Below are 22,827 nucleotides of genomic sequence, written 5' to 3'. Positions count from 1 at the left end.
ATGGACACTTATTTTGCGAACAGTAAAGGCAAGACGAAATACGTCAGGGATCCCAATACGCCTACTATCATTACGAAAGCATAGTGATAGATGTAGCCGGTCTGAAACAACCTCACCCCAGACGACAGCCAGCCTACTAATTTAGCACTACCATTCACGACTAAACCATCGATCAGACCTTTATCGCCAAATTTCCAAAAGCCATCACCCAAGAGACGCGCGCCACCTGCAAAGACGATCTCATTGAATCTATCGAGGTAATATTTGTTGTCCAACAAATTATAGATAGGTGTCATGTTTTTCTTGATTGCTGCAGGTATTGCCGGCTTCAGCATGTAGAACACATAAGAAGTGACGACACCGCTAAGTGCTAACCAGAAAGGCAGACTAGTTAATGCATGAATAGCCATCGCAATCGGACCATGAAATTCATGCTTCAATTCTTCCATCGCATGATGCGCTTCATCTACGACGATCACGCCTTTGAAGAAATCGCCGAACAACATTGGTTCTATTGCGATAAATCCAACGATGACTGATGGAATCGCCAGCAATACCAAAGGTAGCCAAACAACCAAAGGCGACTCATGCGGTTTTTGTCCTGGAGCTAATCCATGGTGATCCTCATCATGAGCATCGTGATCATCATGTCCATGATGGTCGTGGCTGTGATCTTTACCAAAACGCTCGTCCCCATGAAATACCAGGAAATACATACGGAAAGAATAAAAAGCCGTTACAAAGACACCGGCTAACACAGCAAACTGTGCAAATCCAGCACCAGCCAGATGGCTTGCTTGTACCGCCTCAATGATGCTGTCTTTAGAATAAAAACCCGAGAAAAACGGCGTTCCTATGAGTGCCAATGAACCCAGCAAAGAGGTGATCCAGGTGACGGGCATGTACTTACGCAGGCCACCCATATTGCGAATGTCTTGGTCATGATGCATACCTATAATCACAGAACCAGCAGCCAGAAATAGCAGCGCTTTAAAGAAGGCGTGGGTCATTAAATGGAATACCGCGACTGAATAGGCTGAAGCACCCAAGGCCACAGTCATATATCCTAACTGTGACAAGGTCGAGTAAGCGACAACACGCTTGATGTCATTCTGGATAATACCCAAAAAGCCCATAAACAGCGCAGTAATCGAACCGATGATCAAAATAAAGGACAAAGCGGTATCAGACAGTTCAAACAACGGCGACATACGCGCCACCATGAAAATACCCGCGGTTACCATCGTTGCAGCGTGAATCAAAGCGGAAATCGGCGTTGGGCCTTCCATCGAATCTGGCAACCAAACGTGCAAAGGGAATTGCGCCGATTTACCCATTGCACCAATAAACAGACAAATACAAGCAACCGTAATCAACATCCAATCAGTACCCGGCAAAGTAAGCGCCAGCAATTGTTCTTTTTTAGCAAAAACCTCGGCATAGTTCATGGACCCCGCATAGGCAACCAACAGACCTATTCCGAGAATAAATCCAAAGTCACCAACGCGGTTTACCAAGAATGCTTTCATGTTGGCGTAAATTGCAGTGGGTTTGGTGTACCAAAATCCTATCAACAAATAAGAAACCAAACCAACAGCCTCCCAACCGAAGAACAACTGCAAAAAGTTATTGCTCATCACCAGCATTAACATGGCGAAGGTGAAAAGCGAGATATACGCGAAGAAGCGGTTATAACCTTCGTCGTCTTTCATATATCCGATAGTATAAATATGCACCATCAGCGAAACAAAAGTCACCACGCACATCATTATCGCTGTCAGGCTATCGACTAGGAAACCCACTTCCAGCTTCAGTCCCGCGACATTCATCCACTGATACAAAGTGGCGTTATAACTAGCTCCATCCACCACTGCAGATAGAGTAAAACAAGAGATGATAAAGGCGACCAGCACGCCAAGTATGGTGGCACTGTGCGACACAGTCCGACCAACCAAATTACCGAAAAACTTAGTACCAAGCAAACCAGCGATGGCCGATCCTGCCAGAGGTGCTAGAGGTACAGCCAGTAGTAAATGTGGGTTAAGTTGCCCCGCCATGATGACCCTTTGTTATCTTAGTACTTTTTTTAAATTGCTAGCCAATGATGATTTATTCGCGTCAAAGAATGAGCGAAAATTCAGCACATCTATTACCCTTTGAGTGCATCCAAATCTTCAACATTGATCGTGTCGAGATTACGAAACAGCACCACTAATATAGCCAGACCAATAGCAGACTCAGCCGCGGCAACTGTTAAGATGAAGAAAACAAAAATCTGTCCAGCCACATCGCCCAAGTAATACGAAAATGCGATGAAATTCATATTCACAGCCAAGAGCATTAACTCAATTGCCATCAATAAAACAATAATGTTTTTCCGATTCAGAAAAATTCCGACTATGGAGATCGCGAATAAAATCGCTCCCAAAATCAAAAAATGTGTCAGCGTTAAAGTCATTTTATGCCTCTGTCTTTTCTACAACGTTGACGCGATCAGATTCAGCCTTCATGCTCACAATACGAATACGATCACTACGTTTAACCTTCAAGGCTTTAGACGGACTAAAGTACTTGGAATCTTTTCTGCGACGTAAGGTCAATGCAACGGCAGCTACGATAGCGAGCAGCAAGATAGCCGCTGCGATCTCGAAGGCTAAAGTGTATTGGGTGAAAATCGCTATCCCTAAATTTTTGGTGTCGCCAATATGCTCAGACGCAGCAGGAATATGATTGTCTGGACGCAGAAATCCGCGCCACAATACAGCTGACATTTCCAGAACGATCACGACACCAACCCCCGCAGCGGCAGGAAAGTGACTCCAGAAGCCTTCGCGCAATTTTGGCATATCGATATCAAGCATCATAACCACGAACAAAAACAAGACCATAACCGCACCGACGTACACCAAGACCAAGACGATTGCGAGAAATTCCGCTTTTAGCAATAGCCACAGACAGGCAGCAGTAAAAAATGATAAAACCAAAAACAATGCCGAATGAACGGGACTGCGGGCAGTAATTACTAAGGTCGCAGACAATACTAAAATTGCTGAGAACACATAAAATAGAGCGGTTATAAATTCCATAGCCAGGCCAAATCCAATTTAGCGGTACGCTGCGTCAGCGGCACGCGCTGCAGCAATCTCGGGTTCATAACGGTCACCAACAGCAAGCAACATCTCTTTGGTAAAATAAAGATCACCACGCTTTTCACCGTGGTATTCAAGTACATGTGTCTCAACTATCGAATCAACTGGACAAGACTCTTCGCAAAAACCGCAGAAGATACACTTAGTCAAATCGATATCGTAACGAGTGGTACGACGACTGCCATCTTCGCGTTGCTCAGACTCTATCGTAATTGCCATTGCGGGACAAACCGCTTCGCACAATTTACATGCGATACAACGCTCTTCCCCATTCGGGTAGCGGCGTAAAGCATGCAATCCACGAAATCGAGGTGACTGCGGTGTTTTTTCCTCAGGAAATTGCACCGTAATCTTACGAGCGAACATATAGCGTCCGGTCAAGGAAAAACCCTTAATCAATTCGCGCAGCATCAGGCTGCCAAAAAAATCCTTAATTGCTTCCATTTTTAGCCTTTTACTTCCAAATATTCCAGGAGGTTTGCATCCACGTCGCAACAATCACCAGATACACCAAAGTGAGCGGAATAAATACTTTCCAGCCTAGGCGCATGATCTGATCGTAACGATAGCGAGGAAAAGAAGCGCGCGCCCAAATAAACATAGACACCACCACAAATGTTTTCATTCCCAACCAAATCCATCCCGGTATCCAATTAAACACGATGGAATCCAATGGCGCTGACCAGCCACCTAAGAACATCAGCGACGCCATTGCCGAAATCAAAATCATGTTGGCATATTCAGCCAGGAAGAACATTGCGAATGACATGCCCGAATACTCCACCATGTGCCCGGCAACAATCTCGGATTCACCTTCCACAACGTCAAACGGATGACGGTTAGTTTCCGCAATACCAGAAATGATGTACACCACAAACATAGGAAATAATGGCAACCAATTCCAAGAAAGGAAATTGAGTCCCATATCTGCGAAGCGGCCGTGCGTTTGCGCATTTACGATGTCCGTCATATTCAAACTACCTGAGACCATCAAAACGATCACCAACACGAAGCCCATCGCGATTTCGTAGGACACCATCTGAGCCGAAGCGCGCATTGCACCAAGGAAGGCGTATTTAGAATTGGAGGCCCACCCGGCAATAATCACTCCATACACTTCCATAGACGTGATCGCCATAATCAACAATAAACCAGCATTGACGTTCGCCAATACTGTTTCTGGGCCAAAGGGTATAACCGCCCAAGCGGCCAATGCCGGCATGATAGTCATGATAGGCGCCAATACAAACAGAACTTTGTTTGCTTTGGCCGGAATAATAATTTCTTTTAACAGCAGTTTTAGGGCATCGGCGATAGGCTGCAACAAGCCAGCGGGGCCCACGCGATTAGGTCCCAGGCGTATGTGCATCCAGCCTATCATTTTGCGTTCCCACAGCGTGAGATAGGCAACACAAGCCATTACTGGCAAGGTAATGCAAATAATTTTAATCAAGGTCCAGATTAATGGCCACAGGCCTCCGAAAAGGCTGACGCCAAAGGATTGTATGGTGGGCAAAAAATTCATACTGCACGCTCCACACTAATAGCACCAAACATCGCTCCGAGAGCTTGGGTCGCAGCAATTCCAGCCGATACTCTCACCACATTATCAGGTAAAGACTTATCAAGCGCTGCTGGCAAGATGGCAACTGCATCACCCTGCATCAGTTTAACGAACTCACCTACTGTTATTCCCAACTTAGCAAATTCGACACTGCTTAATGACACATTGCCAGTCTTAGCATCAGCGGTTTTCTGCAAGGACTCAGATCTTCTAACAATCGCATCTGTGCTGTAAATAGGCACATCAGAAACACGCTCCAGACCTACAGTTGGGTTCGCCAGTGATGGTTGAACAGAAGAGAAATTATTTAACTTAGTTGAAATGTCCTTGATATCCTTACCCAAGACTGCATCACGTATCGCTTCTGAAGTTTCGAACTCAAAGCCATCCAATCCAAGTAAATTGCCCAAAACGCGCAGCACTTTCCATGCTGGACGGGTTTCGCCTAAAGGTTTCACTACTCCGTGGAAACTCTGCGCACGGCCTTCGCAATTAACGAAAGTACCTGAAGTTTCTGTAAATGGCGACACTGGCAACAATACGTCAGCATAATCAGCGGCGTGCTTAAATGCAGACATGACGATCACCATCTCAGCCTGATTCAGAGCTAGTTTTGCCTGATGAGGATTCGCACAGTCGAACTCTGGCTCAGTGTTCAACAATACGTAAGCTTTTTTCGGAGCACTAAATAGCGAACCCAAATTTGCGGCTGGTTTAGCATTAACCAGATATGCGCCAACAGTATTTGCAGCTTCGGTCAAATAACCGAATCCAGCGCCCGAATTTTGCGCAATCCATTGAGCGAGCGCATGTATTTTTTCCGCGTCGTCGCATTGTGCTGCAGCGTTACCAATAAATACGCCACTCGATGCTAAATCAGCTCCAGTCAACAAACTTTTGGCAACCGATTCCGCAGATGCAGAAACTTGAACAGCGTCAAACCCGGCTGGTTTCGCGATTTCTTTTTTGTTTGCGATAGCAACTGCAACTTCAGCCAGGAAACCTAGCCATGCTGAGGGAGCCAAAATCGTTTTATTTGCTACTGGTATTAACAAATCATCGTCTGTAGCGTGCAAAATACTTAGCTTTCCGCCCATCTTCACAGCCTGGCGCAAACGCGCGGCCAACAAAGGATGATCCTTACGCAGGAAAGACCCGATCACAAATACATTTTTCAGCTGTCCAAAATCAGCGATCGACATCCCTAGCCAAGGCTTAATTTCAGAACTCAACGAAAAATCTGCCTGACGTAAGCGGAAATCAATATTCTCAGAGCCTAAGCCGCGCATAATTTTTTGCGCCAAAAACAGTTCTTCTAAAGTTGAATTTGCTGTTGCAATGGTCGCAATGGCATCGGCACCATGTTCATGTTTGACGTTACGCAAACCATGCGCGACATATTCCAGCGCGGTTTGCCAATCAGTTTCTTGCCATTGACCGCCCTGTTTAATCATAGGTTTGGTCAAGCGATCAGAACTATTTAATCCTTCGTAGGAAAATCTATCCTTATCCGAGATCCAACATTCATTAATCGCTTCATTTTCCAGAGGGACAACACGCATAACCTTATTGTTCTTGACCTGAACCGTCAGATTGGAACCTAGTCCATCATGTGCACTAATCGATTTACGGCGCGACAATTCCCAAGTACGCGCAGAAAAACGGAAGGGTTTCGACGTCAAAGCACCGACTGGGCAAAGATCTATCATATTGCCCGACAATTCTGAATCAACAGTTTTACCGACAAAAGAAGTAATTTCGGCGTGTTCACCACGGCCGAGCATACCTAATTCCATCACACCAGCGATTTCTTGACCAAAACGAACGCAGCGAGTGCAATGTATGCAGCGCGTCATTTCCTCCATAGAAATCAAAGGACCAACGCTCTTATGAAAGACGACGCGTTTCTCTTCTTGATAGCGTGAAGTCGTGCCGCCATAACCAACCGCAAGATCCTGCAACTGACATTCGCCACCTTGATCACAAACCGGGCAATCCAAAGGATGATTGATCAACAAAAACTCCATCACGCCTTTTTGGGCTGTGATCGCCTTGTCGCTATTGGAGCGAACGATCATACCTTGTGTCACCGGCGTGGCGCAGGCGGGCAATGGTTTAGGTGCTTTCTCAACCTCGACCAGACACATACGGCAATTGGCCGCAATAGATAATTTTTTGTGATAACAAAAATGAGGAATGTAAGTGCCAAGTTTATTGGCAGCATCCATTACCATACTGCCCGCAGGCACTTCAACTTTTTTGCCGTCTATTTCGATTTCAACCATGGTTTACTCTGGGTGCGCTAAGCGAATAAAAATTCAAGCTGGCTTACATGTAAGTAGGAACCAAGCAATGCTTATGCTCGATGTGATATTCAAACTCTTCTCGGAAATTCTTGATAAAGGCACGAACTGGCATCGCCGCAGCATCACCAAGTGCGCAAATAGTGCGCCCCTGGATATTGTCGGCAATAAAGTTCAGCATATCCAAATCATCAGGACGTCCTTGACCGTGCTCTATGCGATGGACCATGCGATACAACCAACCAGTACCTTCACGGCATGGCGTACATTGACCGCAAGATTCCTCGAAATAAAAGTAAGACAAGCGCAGTAAAGACTTGACCATGCAACGGGTCTCATCCATCACAATCACGGCACCAGAACCAAGCATAGAACCGGCCTTGGCGATAGAATCGTAATCCATGTCGGTTGCCATCATAACGTCAGCCGTCAACACTGGCATAGAAGAGCCACCAGGAATAACTGCCTTCAGCTTTTTACCATCGCGCATACCGCCCGCCAATTCCAACAGGGTGGCAAACGGCGTCCCCATAGGAACTTCATAATTACCCGGCAGTGCAACGTCACCTGACATCGAGAAGATTTTTGTGCCACCGTTATTTGGCTTACCCAAGGCAGCATATTTCTCGCCACCCATTGCCAATACAAACGGTACCGCAGCAAAAGTTTCGGTATTATTAATCGTAGTCGGTTTTCCATACATACCGAAGCTAGCAGGAAACGGTGGCTTAAAGCGTGGCTGCCCTTTTTTTCCCTCTAAGGACTCCAGCAGTGCAGTTTCTTCACCGCAGATATAGGCACCATAACCATGGAAGGCATGCAGCTGAAACGAAAACTCAGAACCGTGGATTTTGTCGCCCAACATGCCGGCAGCGCGTGCTTCCTCAATCGCTTCTTCGAATCTATCGTAATCGGCAAAAATTTCACCGTGTATGTAGTTATACCCGACCGTGATCCCCATCGCGTAAGCACCGATTGCCATACCTTCTATCAGGGCATGGGGGTTATAACGAATGATATCTCTATCTTTAAAAGTACCAGGTTCACCTTCGTCAGTATTACAGACCAAATATTTTTGACCAGGGAACTGACGCGGCATAAAACTCCACTTCAAGCCAGTAGGAAAGCCAGCGCCGCCGCGCCCACGCAAGGATGAAGCCTTTAACTCAGCAATAACTTGTTCAGGCGGTATTTTTTCATCGAGTATGCGCTTGAGCGACTGATAGCCACCTCGTGCAACATAATCTTGCAGATGCCAATTTTTTCCATCCAGGCCGGCCAAAATCAAGGGTTTGATATGGCGATTGTGCAGACTCGTCATTATTTACCCGCCTCTTTCAATTCAGTGACCAAAGCATCGATTTTTTCATGCGACATCAAACTGCACATACGCTTATTATTCACCAACATCACCGGTGCATCGCCACAAGCCCCCATGCACTCACCCTCGACTAAGGTGAACAAACCATCGGCACTAGTTTCTTTGTAAGCGAGACCTAACTTAGTTCTCAGGTGATGCGCAGCACGCTCGCCACCCGACAAGGCACAAGGCAAATTAGTGCAAACCGAAATTTTATATTTCCCAACTGGCTTGGTGTTATACATATTGTAGAAAGTTGCTACTTCTTGCACCGCGACCGCTGGCATACCGATGTAATCAGCAACAGCCTGCATCACTTCAGGTGACAACCAGCTAGTTTCGTCTTGCGCAATTGCTAGCGCAGCCATCACGGCCGACTGTCTTTGATCGGCCGGAAATTTCGCCAATTCACGATCAATTTTTTTAAATGCTTGCTCTGATAAGACCATCGCTTTTGCCTCAAATATCAACACGCAAACCGCGTGTGATCATTTCTATCATCGATCAATTTCGCCAAACACAATATCTTGCGTACCAATAATGGTTACTGCATCCGCAATCATGTGCCCACTAGCCATTTCATTCAAACCTTGCAAATGAGCGAATCCCGGGGCGCGTATCTTCAAACGATACGGCTTATTAGCGCCATCCGATATCATGTAGATGCCAAACTCGCCTTTAGGATGTTCAACTGCCGCATATGCCTCACCTGCTGGCACATGAAAACCTTCTGAAAACAATTTAAAATGATGGATTAACTCTTCCATATTCGATTTCATATTCACGCGTGCTGGAGGTGCTACTTTAAGATTCGTACTGATCACCGGACCAGCATTATTACGCAACCATTCTACGCACTGCTTAATAATTCGATTCGATTGGCGCATTTCTTCTACACGCACCAAATAGCGATCATAACTATCACCGTTGACACCGACAGGGATGTCAAAGTCCAGCAAGTCATAAACTTCATAAGGCTGCTTCTTACGCAGATCCCATTCAACGCCGGAACCGCGCAACATAGCGCCAGTAAAACCCATAGCTTTGGCGCGCTCAGGGGAAACCACACCGATGCCAACCAGACGTTGCTTCCAGATACGATTATCCGTCAACAAAGTTTCATATTCATCGACATACGTCGGAAACCGATTGGTAAAATCTTCAATGAAATCGAGCAAAGAACCCTGACGATTTTCATTTAGCAAACGCATTGCCTTGTCGTTTTTCAACAGCGATGCTTTGTGCTTAGGCATTTCATTTGGCAGATCTCTATACACTCCACCTGGACGATAGTAGGCAGCATGCATACGCGCACCAGAAACCGCCTCATAACAATCCATCAAATCTTCACGCTCACGGAAAGCGTACAACATCACCGCCATCGCGCCAACGTCAAGTGCATGCGTACCTATCCATAGCAAGTGATTCAAGATGCGGGTAATCTCGTCGAACATGACGCGTATGTACTGCGCACGCAATGGCACTTCGAGGCCCAACATTTTCTCGATTGCCATTACGTAGGCATGCTCATTACTCATCATGGAAACGTAATCAAGCCTATCCATGTATGGAACCGACTGCAAATATGTTTTTTGCTCTGCGAGTTTTTCGGTAGCGCGATGCAGCAAACCAATATGCGGATCGGCACGCTGTATCACCTCACCATCAAGCTCCAAGACAAGACGCAATACGCCATGGGCGGCAGGATGCTGCGGACCAAAGTTTAAGGTGTAATTTTTAATTTCAGCCATTAATAGTGCCTCAACCCTTCATCCCGTAATGCTCTTCACGAATAACCCGCGGAGTATTCTCACGCGGATCTATTGTCACTGGCTGATAGATAACTCTCTTTTGATCTGCGTCATAACGCATTTCAACATAACCAGAGATAGGGAAATCTTTGCGGAACGGATGACCGATAAATCCATAGTCAGTCAAAATACGACGCAAATCATTATGCCCATCAAACAAAATACCAAACAAATCGAAAGCTTCACGCTCATACCAATTAGCCGAGCTCCAAACTTCAGACAAAGAAGGCACTACCGGCATTTCATCATCAGCAGCAAACACTCGCACCCGCAGACGCCAATTATTCGAAATCGACAGCAAATGCGAGACTGCAGCAAAACGCGCGCCATCCCAAACACCATCGGCATAAGCTGAGTAATCCACGCCACACAAATCAATTAGCTCTTCAAATGCAGTTGATGCATCATCGCGCAAATCGATCATCGCCTGCAGATATGCAGCAGGAGCTAGAACCACCGTCAACTCACCAAAAGCGGAAAACGATTGAAGAATCCTATCCCCCAAGACATTTTTCACAGCCGCTTCAAGATTTTCAAATTTTGTAGTCATAGTATGAACTGCCCTTAATTACGCTACTGAAGCGCTGAATTTCAAAGAAATTCGCAGCATCAGCGCGCGATCGTATTCGTGCGCTTAATTTTATTTTGCAACTGAATAATGCCGTAGATCAAAGCCTCAGCGGTTGGAGGGCAGCCCGGCACATAAATATCAACCGGAACAATGCGATCACAACCACGCACCACAGAGTAAGAGTAATGATAGTAACCACCACCATTGGCACAAGAACCCATGGAAATTACCCAACGCGGCTCAGCCATCTGATCGTAAACTTTACGCAAGGCTGGCGCCATCTTATTACACAGAGTACCAGCCACAATCATCACATCAGACTGCCGAGGAGATGGTCGAAATACAACCCCAAATCGATCCAAGTCATAACGTGAACAACCCGCATGAATCATCTCCACCGCACAACAAGCCAAACCAAAGGTCATCGGCCACAAAGAACCGGTACGCGTCCAGTTGATCAGCTTATCGGCCGTCGTGGTGACGAAACCTTCGTTGAGTACGCCTTCAATTGCCATAATCTATCACTCCCAATCCAGGGCGCCCTTTTTCCAGATATACCAAAAGCCCACCGCAAACTCGACAATAAAACCCAACATGACCAAATAACCCATCCAACCAAGGTCACGCATTGCCACTGCCCACGGAAAGAAGAATGCAGTCTCCAAATCAAACAGAATAAACAAAATAGCGACGAGATAGTAACGCACATCAAATTTCATGCGAGCATCCTCAAACGCTTCAAAGCCGCATTCGTAAGGAGAAGTTTTTTGACTGTCGGGCTTAAAAGGCGCTAGAACGCGACCTAAAATTTGCGGAACCACACCAACCGCAATACCAACCAAAACGAAGAGAAGAACAGGGAAATAATTTTCGAGATTCACGATAGGTTCCCCGTATTTAAATGTCAGATTGAAATAATTCGCATTATGATAACCGCAAATTTCATCGCAGCATCAATAAGGAAGGATTCCTTGATCAAACTCAAGACAAAAACTAAAGACAAACTATTGGTGCCGACGACGAGACTCGAACTCGTACAGCTTTCGCCACTACCCCCTCAAGATAGCGTGTCTACCAATTTCACCACGTCGGCACAAGCGCTGCATTCTACTCTCTTCAGCCCAATTGTTCAACGCACAATTGCGGAAATTCAATCATTTTTTACAGCGCAACATTAAAAATTTTAAATATTTTAAAAAATTTCTAATTATTTAGGGATTTGATTCGACTGACCTGCAGCACTCGCCGAAACTGCCGACACAGCAGCAGAAGCCGCTGCAGGAGCCGTTTTCACCGACGACAAATTATCCATAACACCGACCGAACTAGTGCGATGACCACCGATAAAAGTCAAGGCCAGAGTCGCACCAAAGAAAATAGCCGCTGCAATGCCAGTCGATTTAGAAAGGAAGTTCGATGAGCCGGTAGCACCAAACAGACTGCCTGAAGCGCCAGAACCAAAAGAGGCCCCCATATCCGCGCCCTTACCGTGCTGCAACAAGACTAAACCAATGATAGTCAACGCTGACAAAACCTGCACAACCACGACCAAAGTATAAAAATTTTGCATTCAAAACACCCAGTTAAATTAATCACCACATTAAAAACAACAACCACCAAAACATTCTTTATAGCGCGTTTTCACACCGCCCTTTTACATCGATTATTACACTGCATTAATGATCGCCAAAAAGTCGACAGACTTAAGTGCAGCCCCACCTATCAGGCCACCATCAATATCCGCCATCGCCAACAGTTCTTGCGCATTCTCCGGCTTCATGCTGCCACCGTACAAAATTTGAATTTTTTGCGCAGCATCGGCCGAGCGCGCCGCCAACTGAGCACGCAATACCGCATGTACATCCTGCGCCATTTGTGGCGTTGCCGTTTTACCGGTACCGATTGCCCACACCGGCTCATAGGCAACGACGATTTTGGGCAAGACACTATCATCAAGCACATCGAGTACCGCCTGCAATTGCGCGCTAACGACCGCTTCCGTCTGCCCTAATTCACGCTGCTCCAAAGTCTCACCCACACAAACTATCGGAAAAATACCCGAAGCCAATGCGCGCAGCGTTTTTTGAGCAACTAATTCATTCGACTCGTGATGGTAGGCGCGACGCTCAGAGTGACCAAGGATCACATACTTACAGGAAAAATCATTCAGCATCGCGGCCGAAATTTCACCCGTGTAAGCACCCGCCACATGCATAGAAACATCCTGCGCCCCCCAGGCTACAGCACTACCCGCGAGCGACTCGGCACACTGCGCCAAATACACAGCAGGAGCACACACCAATACATCACAAGACTGCCCCGTCATGCCAGCTTTAAGTTCGGCGAGCAACGCGCTATTTGCAGCGAGGCTGCCATTCATCTTCCAGTTACCAGCTATTAGTGTACGGCGCATAGCATTCTAAAATTTTATTAACCCTCTATTGTATCGCGAGGGCGGCATAGGGGTCAAATTGAGCAGACCAGTTTCAAAACAGTTCATCCCTTGCGCTAGACGAAATATAAGTCACAAACCACACTTACTCAGCAACACATGCAGCATACTCCCCCATGTATTTCTCAACTACGCAATAACAACAAGCGCAAATGCCATAATCGTTTACAAAAATAGGGGAGTATATAAAACAAAGTAGAAAATCACTGTCAATCTACTGCAAATCAAATTTGCAACATTATTTTCCCTATATGCTCACTACTCTCCATCAAGCTGTGCGCCTGTGCCGCCTGATCCAAGGCAAAAACCTGATAAATTACCGGTTTAATTTTCTTATCCTCCAGCAAGGGCCAAACCCGCTCCAACAATTGCGCTGCGATTGCCGCCTTAAATGCTACCGAACGCGGCCTCAAAGTCGAGCCGGTAATACTCAGACGCCTACGCAACACCTGCCCCATATCGAGCTCGGCGCGAGCTCCACCAAGCAGGGCAATAATCGCCAAACGCCCATCATCGGCCAGGCAATTGATTTCACGCGGCAAGTAAGCCCCCGCCACCATATCCAGGATTACATCGACCCCGACACCGCCAGTCAATGATTTGACGATTTCAGTAAAATCCTCAGTGCGGTAATTAATCCCGCGCTCAGCTCCCAAACTCTCGGTGATGCGACACTTCTCATCTGAACCTGCAGTCGCAAACACCCGATGGCCGAGTGCCGCCGCAATTTGGATCGCCGCCACGCCTATCCCGGAGGTGCCACCCTGCACCAGCAAGCTCTCAGCATTCGCCAACCTGGACAGATCAAACAGATTACTCCAGACGGTAAAATAGTTTTCAGGCAAGGAGGCCGCCTCCAGCGCAGACAGCCCAACCGGAATCGGCAGGCACTGCAAGACCGGAGCGACGCAATATTCGGCATAGCCACCGCCCTGCACCAGCGCGCACACCATATCACCCAATTTGAAATTACTGCCAGCCAGATCTCCACCAACAATCTCGCCCGCCACTTCCAGACCCGGCAAATCGGAAGCGCCTGGCGGCACCGGATACTGCCCCATACGCTGAAATACATCCGGTCGATTGATACCTGCCGCCTGCACTTTAATCAACACCTCTCCAGCGCGCGCTTGCGGCACGGGGCGCTCACACAACTGCAACACTTCAGGCTTGCCATAGGCAGTGATTTCGATTGCTCGCATCAATTTTTCCAGTATAAAATTTTCTGAGAATTAGGACTTACGCAAAATTGCTTTAGCTAGGAGCTCCGCCGGAGACCGCACTTTAGTACAGCAAGGCGAGTGCAACGACGTTTGGGCTGATTTGCGTAAGCCCCCAGAATAAAAAAGCCGTACGCATTGATATGCGTACGGCCTTTATACACGACTCAGCAAAACCTGCGATGAATGCGCTTCATCGCAAACGGTATTACTGTTGTGCTTCTTGCGCTTGTGGCGCTGCTTCTACTTCGGCTGCGGCGGCTTTCATCGACAATTTGAAGCGACCGCGATCATCTGTTTCCAGAACTTTCACTTTCACTTGCTGACCTTCTTTAAGGTAGTCGGCAACTGCATTGACGCGCTCATTGGCGATCTGGCTGATGTGCAACAAACCATCTTTACCTGGCATGATTTGCACGATAGCGCCGAAATCCAACAGTTTCAGAACGGTACCTTCGTAGACCTTGCCGACTTCAACTTCAGCCGTCAACTCTTGAATGCGACGTTTGGCTTCTTGGCCAGCAGCGGCATCCACCGAAGCGATAGTCACGATACCTTCATCGCTGATATCGATCTGAGTACCAGTCTCTTCAGTCAGAGCACGAATCACCGCACCACCCTTACCGATAACATCACGGATTTTTTCTGGGTTGATTTTCACTGTGATCAGGCGTGGCGCGAAATCGGACAATTCAACATTGCCGACTGGCACAGCTTTTTGCATTTCACCGAGAATATGCACGCGGCCTTCTTTAGCTTGCGCCAGAGCGACTTGCATGATTTCTTTAGTGATACCCTGGATTTTAATATCCATTTGCAGAGCAGTGATACCAGCCGCAGTACCAGCAACTTTAAAGTCCATGTCACCGAGGTGATCTTCATCACCCAAGATATCAGTCAAGACTGCAAATTTATTGCCGTCTTTGATCAAGCCCATTGCGATACCTGCAACGTGCGCTTTCATAGGCACACCAGCATCCATCAAGGCTAAGCAACCACCGCATACCGACGCCATTGAGGAAGAACCGTTAGACTCAGTAATTTCCGATACCAGACGTACCGAATAGCTGAAATCTTCTGGCGCTGGCAAGGCAGCCAACAAAGCACGCTTAGCCAAGCGACCGTGACCAATTTCACGACGCTTAGGCGTACCAACACGGCCAGTTTCGCCAGTAGCAAACGGAGGCATGTTGTAATGCAGCATGAAGCGATCAGTGAACTCACCCATCAAAGCATCAATTTTTTGCTCGTCACGGGCAGTACCCAGAGTAGCAATAACTAAAGCCTGAGTTTCGCCACGTGTGAACAAGGCAGTTCCATGCGTACGTGGCAAGACGCCAGTACGGATGGAAATAGGACGCACAGTGCGGGTATCACGACCATCGATACGCGGCTCGCCATCCAAGATCTGGGAACGAACGATCTTCGCTTCCAGATCAAACATGACATTGCTGACATCAGCAGAATTTGGCGCATCAACACCAGCAGCAGCGGCTTGCTCAGCCAAGCTAGCCGAAATAACTGCACTAGCAGATTTCAATTGCTCAGTACGCGCTTGCTTTTCTTTGATTTGATAAGCAGCACGCAACAGTGGCTCAGCCACGGCAGTCACCTGAGCAATCAAAGCCTCATTCTTAGGCGCAGGCGCCCACTGCACTTCAGGCTTGCCGCCTTCAGCAACCAGATCGTGAATCGCATCAATCACAGCCTTCATTTGCTCGTGACCGTAAACGACCGCGCCCAGCATGATTTCTTCAGACAATACTTTGGCTTCTGATTCAACCATCATGACCGCTTGCTCGGTACCGGCAACAACCAGATCCATCTCAGACAATTTCAACTGGCTAGCAGTTGGGTTCAAGACGTAAGCGCCATCAATGTAACCAACGCGTGCCGCGCCGATAGGACCATTGAAAGGAATACCAGAAATGCAGATCGCAGCAGAAGCGCCGATCATGGCAGCGATGTCCGGATCAATCTCAGGATTAACCGACAACACATGGATAATTACCTGAACTTCATTCAAGTAACCTTCAGGGAACAAAGGACGAATAGGACGATCGATCAAACGCGATGTCAGCGTTTCTTTTTCAGATGGACGGCCTTCACGTTTGAAGAAGCCACCAGGAATACGGCCAGCCGCATAGGTTTTTTCCATGTAATCAACTGTCAAAGGAAAAAAATCTTGACCAGGTTTAGCGTCTTTTTTAGCAACAACAGTTGCCAAAACAACGGTATCTTCGATGGAGACTAACACTGCACCAGAAGCTTGACGAGCGATCTCGCCGGTTTCCAGGGTCACTTGATGTTGACCGTACTGGAAGGTTTTCGTAACTTTATTAAACACAATATATCCTTTCGAATTTTCCAACAGATTTTCAGGCGCTGTCGTTCACCTCACCACAAGCAGCCAAATGGCCGCCCTATTACCAACTCTAACTACCAACTTTAACTACCAAACAACCGAACCACCAAAACACCAGATAAGTAAAAAGCCTGCGTCAGCTAAACTGAGGCAGGCTTTTTACTATAAATTTTTTGCTAAAATCAGCAAGAATTACTTACGCAAACCGAGTTTTTCGATCAGTGAGCGATAGCGATTCAAATCTTTACCTTTGAGGTAAGACAACAAGCTCTTACGACGGTTAACCATCATGATCAAACCACGACGTGAATGATGATCTTTATTGTGAGCTTTAAAGTGACCATTCAGGTCATTGATGCGTGCAGTCAACAAAGCAACTTGCACTTCTGGGGATCCGGTGTCGTTTTGACCGCGGGCATTGTCCGCAACGATAGCGGCCTTTGCTGTTTTTTCAATAGTCATGATTTTCCTTTTACATGCGGTAACAAGAGTAAAAATTAATTCAACCCTCATTATCGTGCTTACTTTTTACAAGATAACAATCCCATCGGAATGATGAGATCTGCGACTATAGCATGAAAATTACGCAAATTCAAATACTTGCATGCGTAAAAAGGGTGATCGTCTAAGATTAAATCTCACCACGTGCGATCACCCTGGCAGGCAAACTAAATTTGCGGATTAAGCTTCTCAGACTTAGAGTGCAGTTTATTCAGCGCCGACAAATACGCCTTGGCTGACGCGACGACGATATCCGGATCCGCCCCTACCCCATTGACGATACGCCCAGCCTTAGACAAACGCATCGTCACTTCGCCCTGAGACTGAGTGCCGGTGGTAATCGCATTGACTGAAAATAACAAGAGCTCAGAGCCGCTTTGGGTCAGCGACTCGATCGCGTTGACGATGGCGTCGACCGGCCCATTCCCTGTGCCTTCACAGTTGACTTCCTCGCCGGCGATAGAAAACACCACCTTGGCAGTCGGTCGCTCACCGGTCTCGGAATGCTGCGCCAGAGACACATAACGGTAATGCTCATTGCCATGCGCATGTTCTTCATCGGACACCAAAGACATGATGTCTTCGTCGAAAATCTCCGATTTTTTATCCGCCAATTCTTTAAAACGCGCAAACGCGGCATTCACTTCTGCCTCGGATTCCAGAGCGATACCTAATTCTTGCAAACGTTGTTTAAACGCATTGCGACCCGACAATTTGCCTAATACGATCTTATTCGCGGCCCACCCCACATCTTCGGCACGCATGATTTCGTAAGTATCGCGCGCCTTCAAAATACCATCCTGATGGATGCCTGAAGCATGCGCAAAGGCGTTAGCCCCAACCACGGCCTTATTCGGCTGCACTGCAAAACCGGTAATTTGCGAGACCAATTTTGAGGTTGCCACGATTTGCGTGGTGTCGATACCGAAATCAAGATTGAAATAATCCTTGCGAGTACGCAGCGCCATCACAATTTCTTCCAGCGCGGTATTTCCGGCGCGCTCACCGAGACCATTAATCGTACATTCAACCTGGCGCGCACCACCTATCATGACACCGGCCAGAGAATTGGCAACTGCCATCCCTAAATCGTTATGGCAATGCACCGACCACACTACTTTATCCGAATTGGGAATGCGCTCGCGTAAAGTTTTCAGCGTATTGCCGTACAGCTCAGGCACGCCATAGCCAACCGTATCGGCAAAATTAATCGTGGTCGCGCCCTCTTTGATGACGGCCTCAATCACACGGCACAAAAAATCGATGTCCGAGCGACTTGCATCTTCAGGACTAAATTCAACATCATCGGTAAATGTGCGGGCATAGCGCACCGCTTGTTTGGCTTGCTCCAGCACCTGATCCGGACTCATGCGCAACTTCATTTCCATATGCAGAGGCGAGGTAGCGATGAAGGTATGAATACGCTTACGCTCGGCACCGGCCAGAGCCTCGGCAGCACGCGCAATATCCCTGTCATTGGCACGCGACAAAGAACAGATAATCGGCTCGCGCACCGCTAAAGCAATCGCCTTGATCGATTCAAAATCACCTTGCGACGCAGCCGCAAAGCCAGCCTCGATCACATCGACTTTCAGGCGCTCCAGTTGACGCGCAATGCGGACTTTTTCATCCTTGGTCATTGATGCGCCGGGGGATTGTTCGCCATCACGCAAGGTGGTATCGAATATGATGAGTTGGTCTGCCATGTCTGCTCTCCAGAGAATTAATTGCAAAAAGTGATGTTTGAAATGCGGCTGATACTGGTCTGAATACTCTTTCACCTATCCTTGCAAGACGCACACGGATGGGGAGACTACTCAGATTGTGGGGGTATGAGATTTAGCGCGTTACCGCACTAGTAGATTTAGTGCAGTTAGCACCAGTAACGACAGCAGGCCTGATAGGCCTGCCTTAGCTGGTGTAACGAGAGAGGTGAATGCGAAGTTCATTGGACGACTATAAACGCGATTGCCCAAAAGTGCAAGGACAAGTACCAGAAAAGTGCAAGAATTTAAGGCAGTGCGTTTCATATGAGCGGCAAAAAAAATCCACGCCAAAAACGTGGATTTAAACAAGCCTACAATTCCAAAAATTTATTTCTCGCCATGATCAATCGTGGTTTGCACGATACTGATAGGACGACCACTACGCCAGCGCCACAACAATACGGCGTAACCGGAGAGTCCGTACAAGACGAATAGACCAAACAAGACCCGAGGCGGATCGCTAACGATCGCCACATAGCCTAGCAAGATCAAAAATGGCGCAACGAAAGGCACAGATTTGCGCATATTCACGTCTTTAAAACTATAGAACGGCACATTCGTCACCATCGTTAAACCGGCAAACAAGGTAATACTCCAGGCGCTCCAGCTCAGCTCTGCGCCTTTAAAATGCAAGTCATCCATCAATAGGATAAAACCTGCCACCAGCGCGGCCGCAGCCGGACTAGGCAAACCCTGAAAATATTTCTTATCGACCACCGCGATATTCGTATTGAAACGTGCCAGGCGCAAAGCGGCACAAGCGCAATACACGAAAGCTGCCAACCAACCTAGCTTACCCATACCCTTGAGCGACCATTCAAACACCACCAGCGCAGGTGCCGCACCGAAAGAAATCATGTCCGACAAGCTATCGTATTGCGCCCCAAACTCACTCTGGGTATTGGTCATGCGCGCCACCCTGCCATCCAGACTATCGAGCACCATTGCCACAAAGATCGCCAATGCGGCATGTTCAAAGCGTTGCGTCATCGCCATCACGATTGCATAAAAGCCGCAAAACAAGGCCGCCGTAGTAAACGCATTGGGCAATAGATAAATACCGCGCCGTGGCTTAACGGGCGAACCCAGATCATCGGCTTGCGTAGATTGATTGCCTACCAGCTTGGTTTTTCTGGCACCGCGCGGGAACAACTTAAAACTGCCCTTGGGCTGACGTTTTTTAAATGAGGACATGCGTCTATTCTAGGTAGATGAGGATAGCGACCAGGCACCATCACAGCGAATTAATCGCATTGACCGCGCAATTACGCGGCGACTAAGAGGCTGGAGTATAACCGCGATTGGCGCGAAGTAAAACTATGCGCGAAGTCAACACCAGGCGCAGGCACTTACATTTCAATTTCGGACGCGCAATGTGGATGCGGCCTGCAGGCCAATAATGGTCTGCAGGCCGCATCCACATTGCGCACTCGGTTTTTAAAACTAACAATCCAAAATTACAAAGCTTGTTTCAGTTGCTCCAGAATTGCCGGATTTTCCAACGTGGAAATATCCTGAGTAATTTCTTCGCCCTTGGCTAGTACACGCAACAAACGACGCATGATTTTGCCGGAACGGGTTTTTGGCAAGTTGTCGCCGAAACGAATTTCTTTCGGCTTGGCAATCGGACCAATCTCCTTGGCGACCCAGTTACGCAATTCGGTGGCGATTTGTTTAGCCTCATCACCGGTAGGACGGCTGCGCTTCAAGACCACGAAGGCGCAGATCGATTCGCCGGTGGTATCGTCTGGCTTACCGACCACCGCCGCCTCGGCCACCATAGGGTGGGCCACCAATGCCGATTCGATTTCCATAGTACCCATGCGATGACCGGAGACATTCAAGACATCATCGATACGACCGGTAATCGTGAAATAGCCGGTGTCTTTATTGCGGATCGCACCATCGCCGGCCAGATACACCTTACCGCCGAATTCTTCTGGGAAATAGCTCTTCTTGAAGCGTTCATCATCACCCCAGATAGTGCGTATCATCGAAGGCCAAGGACGCTTAACCACCAAAATACCGCCCTGCCCGTTCGGCAAATCATGGCCAGTCTCATCGACGATCGCGGCCATAATGCCCGGCAAAGCTAAGGTGCAAGAGCCAGGCACCAAAGGTGTCGCGCCTGGCAAAGGCGTCATCATATGACCGCCCGTTTCGGTTTGCCAGAAGGTATCGACGACCGGACATTTCTCGCCGCCTATATTTTTGTAGTACCACATCCAGGCTTCCGGATTAATCGGTTCACCCACCGAGCCGAGCAAACGCAAGGACGTCAAATCGTACTTATTCGGATGGATAGTGGCATCACCGTCAGCCGCCTTGATCAGCGAGCGGATCGCGGTCGGCGCGGTGTAAAAAATCGTCGTCTTATGCTTTTGTATCATGTCCCAGAAGCGTCCGGCGTTCGGGTAAGTTGGGATGCCCTCAAACACGATTTCGGTCGCACCCACGGCCAAGGGGCCGTAAGTGATGTAGGTGTGGCCGGTGACCCAGCCGATATCGGCGGTACACCAGAACACGTCGTTGGGCTTGATGTCGAAGGTCCACTTCATGGTCAGCATGGCCCACAGCAAATAGCCGCCGCTAGAATGCTGCACGCCTTTTGGCTTGCCGGTAGAACCAGAGGTGTATAGGATAAACAGCGGATGCTCGGCACTGACCCATTCTGGCTCGCAGACGGCAGATTGCGCCGCCACCAGCTCATGCATCCAGCGATCACGTCCGCCGGCCATAGCCACTTCGCCGCCGGTGCGTTGGTAGACCACCACGTTTTTAATTTTTTCGCAGTCGCCCAGCGCCAGCGCTTCATCGACGATCGCTTTCAAAGGCAGATGCTTGCCGCCGCGCACTTGCTGATCGGCAGTAATCACTGCCACCGCGCCAACGTCAACGATACGTTCTTGCAGGGATTTAGCAGAGAAGCCACCAAAAACCACAGAGTGCGTTGCGCCGATACGGGCACAGGCTTGCATCGCCACTACGCCCTCCACCGACATAGGCATGTAGATCACCACGCGGTCGCCCTTAGTAATCCCCAACGACTTTAAGCCGTTGGCGAACTGACAGACTTTTTGATGCAATTCGGTATAGCTGACCTTAGTGACTTCGCCGCCATCGGCTTCAAACACCAGTGCTACTTTGTCGCCCAGACCCTTTTGCAGATTCACATCCAGGCAGTTGTAAGAGACGTTCAGCAGACCGTCTTCAAACCATTTATACAGCGGCGCTTGCGTTTCATCCAGGGTCGTGGTGAAAGGCTTATGCCAATGCAGATTTTCTCGCGCTAGCCTGGCCCAGAAACCTTCATAATCCTGTTCCGCCTCAGCGCATAGCGCGTAATAGGCGTCCATACCAGAAATCGTGGCATCTGCAGCAAATGCTGCCGGTGGAGGGAAAATACGTGATTCAGCTTTTACGGCATCGAGGTCTGACATTGATATCTCCAACTGGTTTATTTTGATTTATTTTAAAACGACAAACTTGAAATAGACAGCTCTACCTTAGTCGCGCAGACTTACCCAAGCCTTACGCCAAAGTGCTAAAACGATAATACCACAACAATACCATTTATCCGCAAGTGGCTTACCGCAATATCTGTGTCCGTGTAAAATACTGCCATCTTGCGTGGCGCAGATCAAAATGGCGGCGCGATACGAGGCGACTGGTACGTTCAGCGATATAAAAACCGCAAAGACTGAGAGTTATCTTCGGCGCCAACACCAACGATGCAATTGAAACGCGCATTAGCAACAAAATTTT

20 protein-coding genes and 1 tRNA gene are annotated in these 22,827 nt (G+C 48.0%); all 21 read right to left on the bottom strand.

Annotated features, from left to right (window positions below):
- Nucleotides 1-8: 8 nt before the first annotated feature.
- The 21 genes from nuoL to acs all read right to left on the bottom strand — a co-directional run bounded on the left by nuoL (nucleotide 9) and on the right by acs (nucleotide 22,502).
- A complete protein-coding gene (nuoL, locus tag ACO0K8_RS00245; RefSeq protein ID WP_422944622.1) occupies nucleotides 9-2,057 on the bottom strand; it encodes an NADH-quinone oxidoreductase subunit L in 2,049 nt (682 codons plus the stop codon).
- Between the two features lie 92 nt (nucleotides 2,058-2,149).
- Nucleotides 2,150-2,458, bottom strand: coding sequence for an NADH-quinone oxidoreductase subunit NuoK (gene nuoK / locus ACO0K8_RS00240; RefSeq protein WP_295755422.1), 309 nt, complete (start codon nucleotides 2,456-2,458; stop codon nucleotides 2,150-2,152).
- Between the two features lies 1 nt (nucleotide 2,459).
- Nucleotides 2,460-3,086: an NADH-quinone oxidoreductase subunit J gene (locus ACO0K8_RS00235; RefSeq protein WP_422944621.1), complete on the bottom strand. Its 627-nt coding sequence runs from the start codon at nucleotides 3,084-3,086 to the stop codon at nucleotides 2,460-2,462.
- Nucleotides 3,087-3,104: 18 nt separating this feature from the next.
- Nucleotides 3,105-3,593, bottom strand: coding sequence for an NADH-quinone oxidoreductase subunit NuoI (gene nuoI, locus ACO0K8_RS00230; protein ID WP_422944620.1), 489 nt, complete (start codon nucleotides 3,591-3,593; stop codon nucleotides 3,105-3,107).
- A 10-nt stretch (nucleotides 3,594-3,603) separates the two neighbouring features.
- Nucleotides 3,604-4,674, bottom strand: a complete 1,071-nt coding sequence (gene nuoH, locus ACO0K8_RS00225; RefSeq protein ID WP_422944619.1) for an NADH-quinone oxidoreductase subunit NuoH — start codon at nucleotides 4,672-4,674, stop codon at nucleotides 3,604-3,606.
- A complete protein-coding gene (gene nuoG, locus ACO0K8_RS00220) occupies nucleotides 4,671-6,998 on the bottom strand; it encodes an NADH-quinone oxidoreductase subunit NuoG (protein ID WP_422944618.1) in 2,328 nt (775 codons plus the stop codon). The genes nuoH and nuoG overlap by 4 nt, the downstream gene beginning before the upstream one ends.
- A gap of 43 nt (nucleotides 6,999-7,041) precedes the next feature.
- Nucleotides 7,042-8,337 (bottom strand): NADH-quinone oxidoreductase subunit NuoF, encoded by a 1,296-nt coding sequence (nuoF, locus tag ACO0K8_RS00215; protein WP_422944617.1) that lies wholly within the window; start codon nucleotides 8,335-8,337, stop codon nucleotides 7,042-7,044.
- Nucleotides 8,337-8,825 (bottom strand): NADH-quinone oxidoreductase subunit NuoE, encoded by a 489-nt coding sequence (nuoE, locus tag ACO0K8_RS00210; RefSeq protein WP_422944616.1) that lies wholly within the window; start codon nucleotides 8,823-8,825, stop codon nucleotides 8,337-8,339. The genes nuoF and nuoE overlap by 1 nt, the downstream gene beginning before the upstream one ends.
- Before the next feature lie 48 nt (nucleotides 8,826-8,873).
- Nucleotides 8,874-10,127, bottom strand: a complete 1,254-nt coding sequence (locus ACO0K8_RS00205; RefSeq protein WP_422944615.1) for an NADH-quinone oxidoreductase subunit D — start codon at nucleotides 10,125-10,127, stop codon at nucleotides 8,874-8,876.
- Between the two features lie 10 nt (nucleotides 10,128-10,137).
- The gene (locus ACO0K8_RS00200; RefSeq protein WP_422944614.1) at nucleotides 10,138-10,737 is read right to left on the bottom strand and encodes an NADH-quinone oxidoreductase subunit C; all 600 of its coding nucleotides are present in this window, start codon (nucleotides 10,735-10,737) and stop codon (nucleotides 10,138-10,140) included.
- Between the two features lie 59 nt (nucleotides 10,738-10,796).
- A complete protein-coding gene (locus ACO0K8_RS00195; RefSeq protein WP_295755387.1) occupies nucleotides 10,797-11,273 on the bottom strand; it encodes a NuoB/complex I 20 kDa subunit family protein in 477 nt (158 codons plus the stop codon).
- 6 nt (nucleotides 11,274-11,279) lie between these two features.
- Nucleotides 11,280-11,639: an NADH-quinone oxidoreductase subunit A gene (locus tag ACO0K8_RS00190; RefSeq protein ID WP_422944613.1), complete on the bottom strand. Its 360-nt coding sequence runs from the start codon at nucleotides 11,637-11,639 to the stop codon at nucleotides 11,280-11,282.
- A gap of 127 nt (nucleotides 11,640-11,766) precedes the next feature.
- Nucleotides 11,767-11,851 (bottom strand) — tRNA-Leu (locus ACO0K8_RS00185).
- Between the two features lie 114 nt (nucleotides 11,852-11,965).
- Nucleotides 11,966-12,328 (bottom strand): preprotein translocase subunit SecG, encoded by a 363-nt coding sequence (gene secG / locus ACO0K8_RS00180; RefSeq protein WP_422944612.1) that lies wholly within the window; start codon nucleotides 12,326-12,328, stop codon nucleotides 11,966-11,968.
- A gap of 96 nt (nucleotides 12,329-12,424) precedes the next feature.
- Nucleotides 12,425-13,171 carry a triose-phosphate isomerase gene (tpiA, locus tag ACO0K8_RS00175; protein ID WP_422944611.1) on the bottom strand — a complete coding sequence of 249 codons (747 nt, stop codon included), beginning with the start codon at nucleotides 13,169-13,171 and terminating at the stop codon, nucleotides 12,425-12,427.
- Between the two features lie 263 nt (nucleotides 13,172-13,434).
- Complete coding sequence (locus ACO0K8_RS00170; RefSeq protein WP_422944610.1) at nucleotides 13,435-14,412, bottom strand: NAD(P)H-quinone oxidoreductase; 978 nt, start codon at nucleotides 14,410-14,412, stop codon at nucleotides 13,435-13,437.
- Between the two features lie 226 nt (nucleotides 14,413-14,638).
- The gene (gene pnp, locus ACO0K8_RS00165; RefSeq protein WP_422944609.1) at nucleotides 14,639-16,777 is read right to left on the bottom strand and encodes a polyribonucleotide nucleotidyltransferase; all 2,139 of its coding nucleotides are present in this window, start codon (nucleotides 16,775-16,777) and stop codon (nucleotides 14,639-14,641) included.
- A gap of 210 nt (nucleotides 16,778-16,987) precedes the next feature.
- Nucleotides 16,988-17,257, bottom strand: a complete 270-nt coding sequence (gene rpsO / locus ACO0K8_RS00160; protein ID WP_126126253.1) for a 30S ribosomal protein S15 — start codon at nucleotides 17,255-17,257, stop codon at nucleotides 16,988-16,990.
- Between the two features lie 206 nt (nucleotides 17,258-17,463).
- The gene (locus tag ACO0K8_RS00155) at nucleotides 17,464-19,002 is read right to left on the bottom strand and encodes a 2-isopropylmalate synthase (RefSeq protein WP_422944608.1); all 1,539 of its coding nucleotides are present in this window, start codon (nucleotides 19,000-19,002) and stop codon (nucleotides 17,464-17,466) included.
- A 387-nt stretch (nucleotides 19,003-19,389) separates the two neighbouring features.
- Nucleotides 19,390-20,256: a CDP-diacylglycerol--serine O-phosphatidyltransferase gene (pssA, locus tag ACO0K8_RS00150; protein WP_422944607.1), complete on the bottom strand. Its 867-nt coding sequence runs from the start codon at nucleotides 20,254-20,256 to the stop codon at nucleotides 19,390-19,392.
- Nucleotides 20,257-20,519: 263 nt separating this feature from the next.
- The gene (gene acs / locus ACO0K8_RS00145; protein ID WP_422944606.1) at nucleotides 20,520-22,502 is read right to left on the bottom strand and encodes an acetate--CoA ligase; all 1,983 of its coding nucleotides are present in this window, start codon (nucleotides 22,500-22,502) and stop codon (nucleotides 20,520-20,522) included.
- Between the last annotated feature and the right edge of the window lie 325 nt (nucleotides 22,503-22,827).

Source organism: Undibacterium sp. Ren11W, assembly GCF_049340485.1.
In the GTDB taxonomy this organism is placed as follows: Bacteria; Pseudomonadota; Gammaproteobacteria; order Burkholderiales; family Burkholderiaceae_D; genus Undibacterium.
Note: the sequence above shows the minus strand (reverse complement) of the source record. Positions and strands in the feature narration are given on the sequence as shown.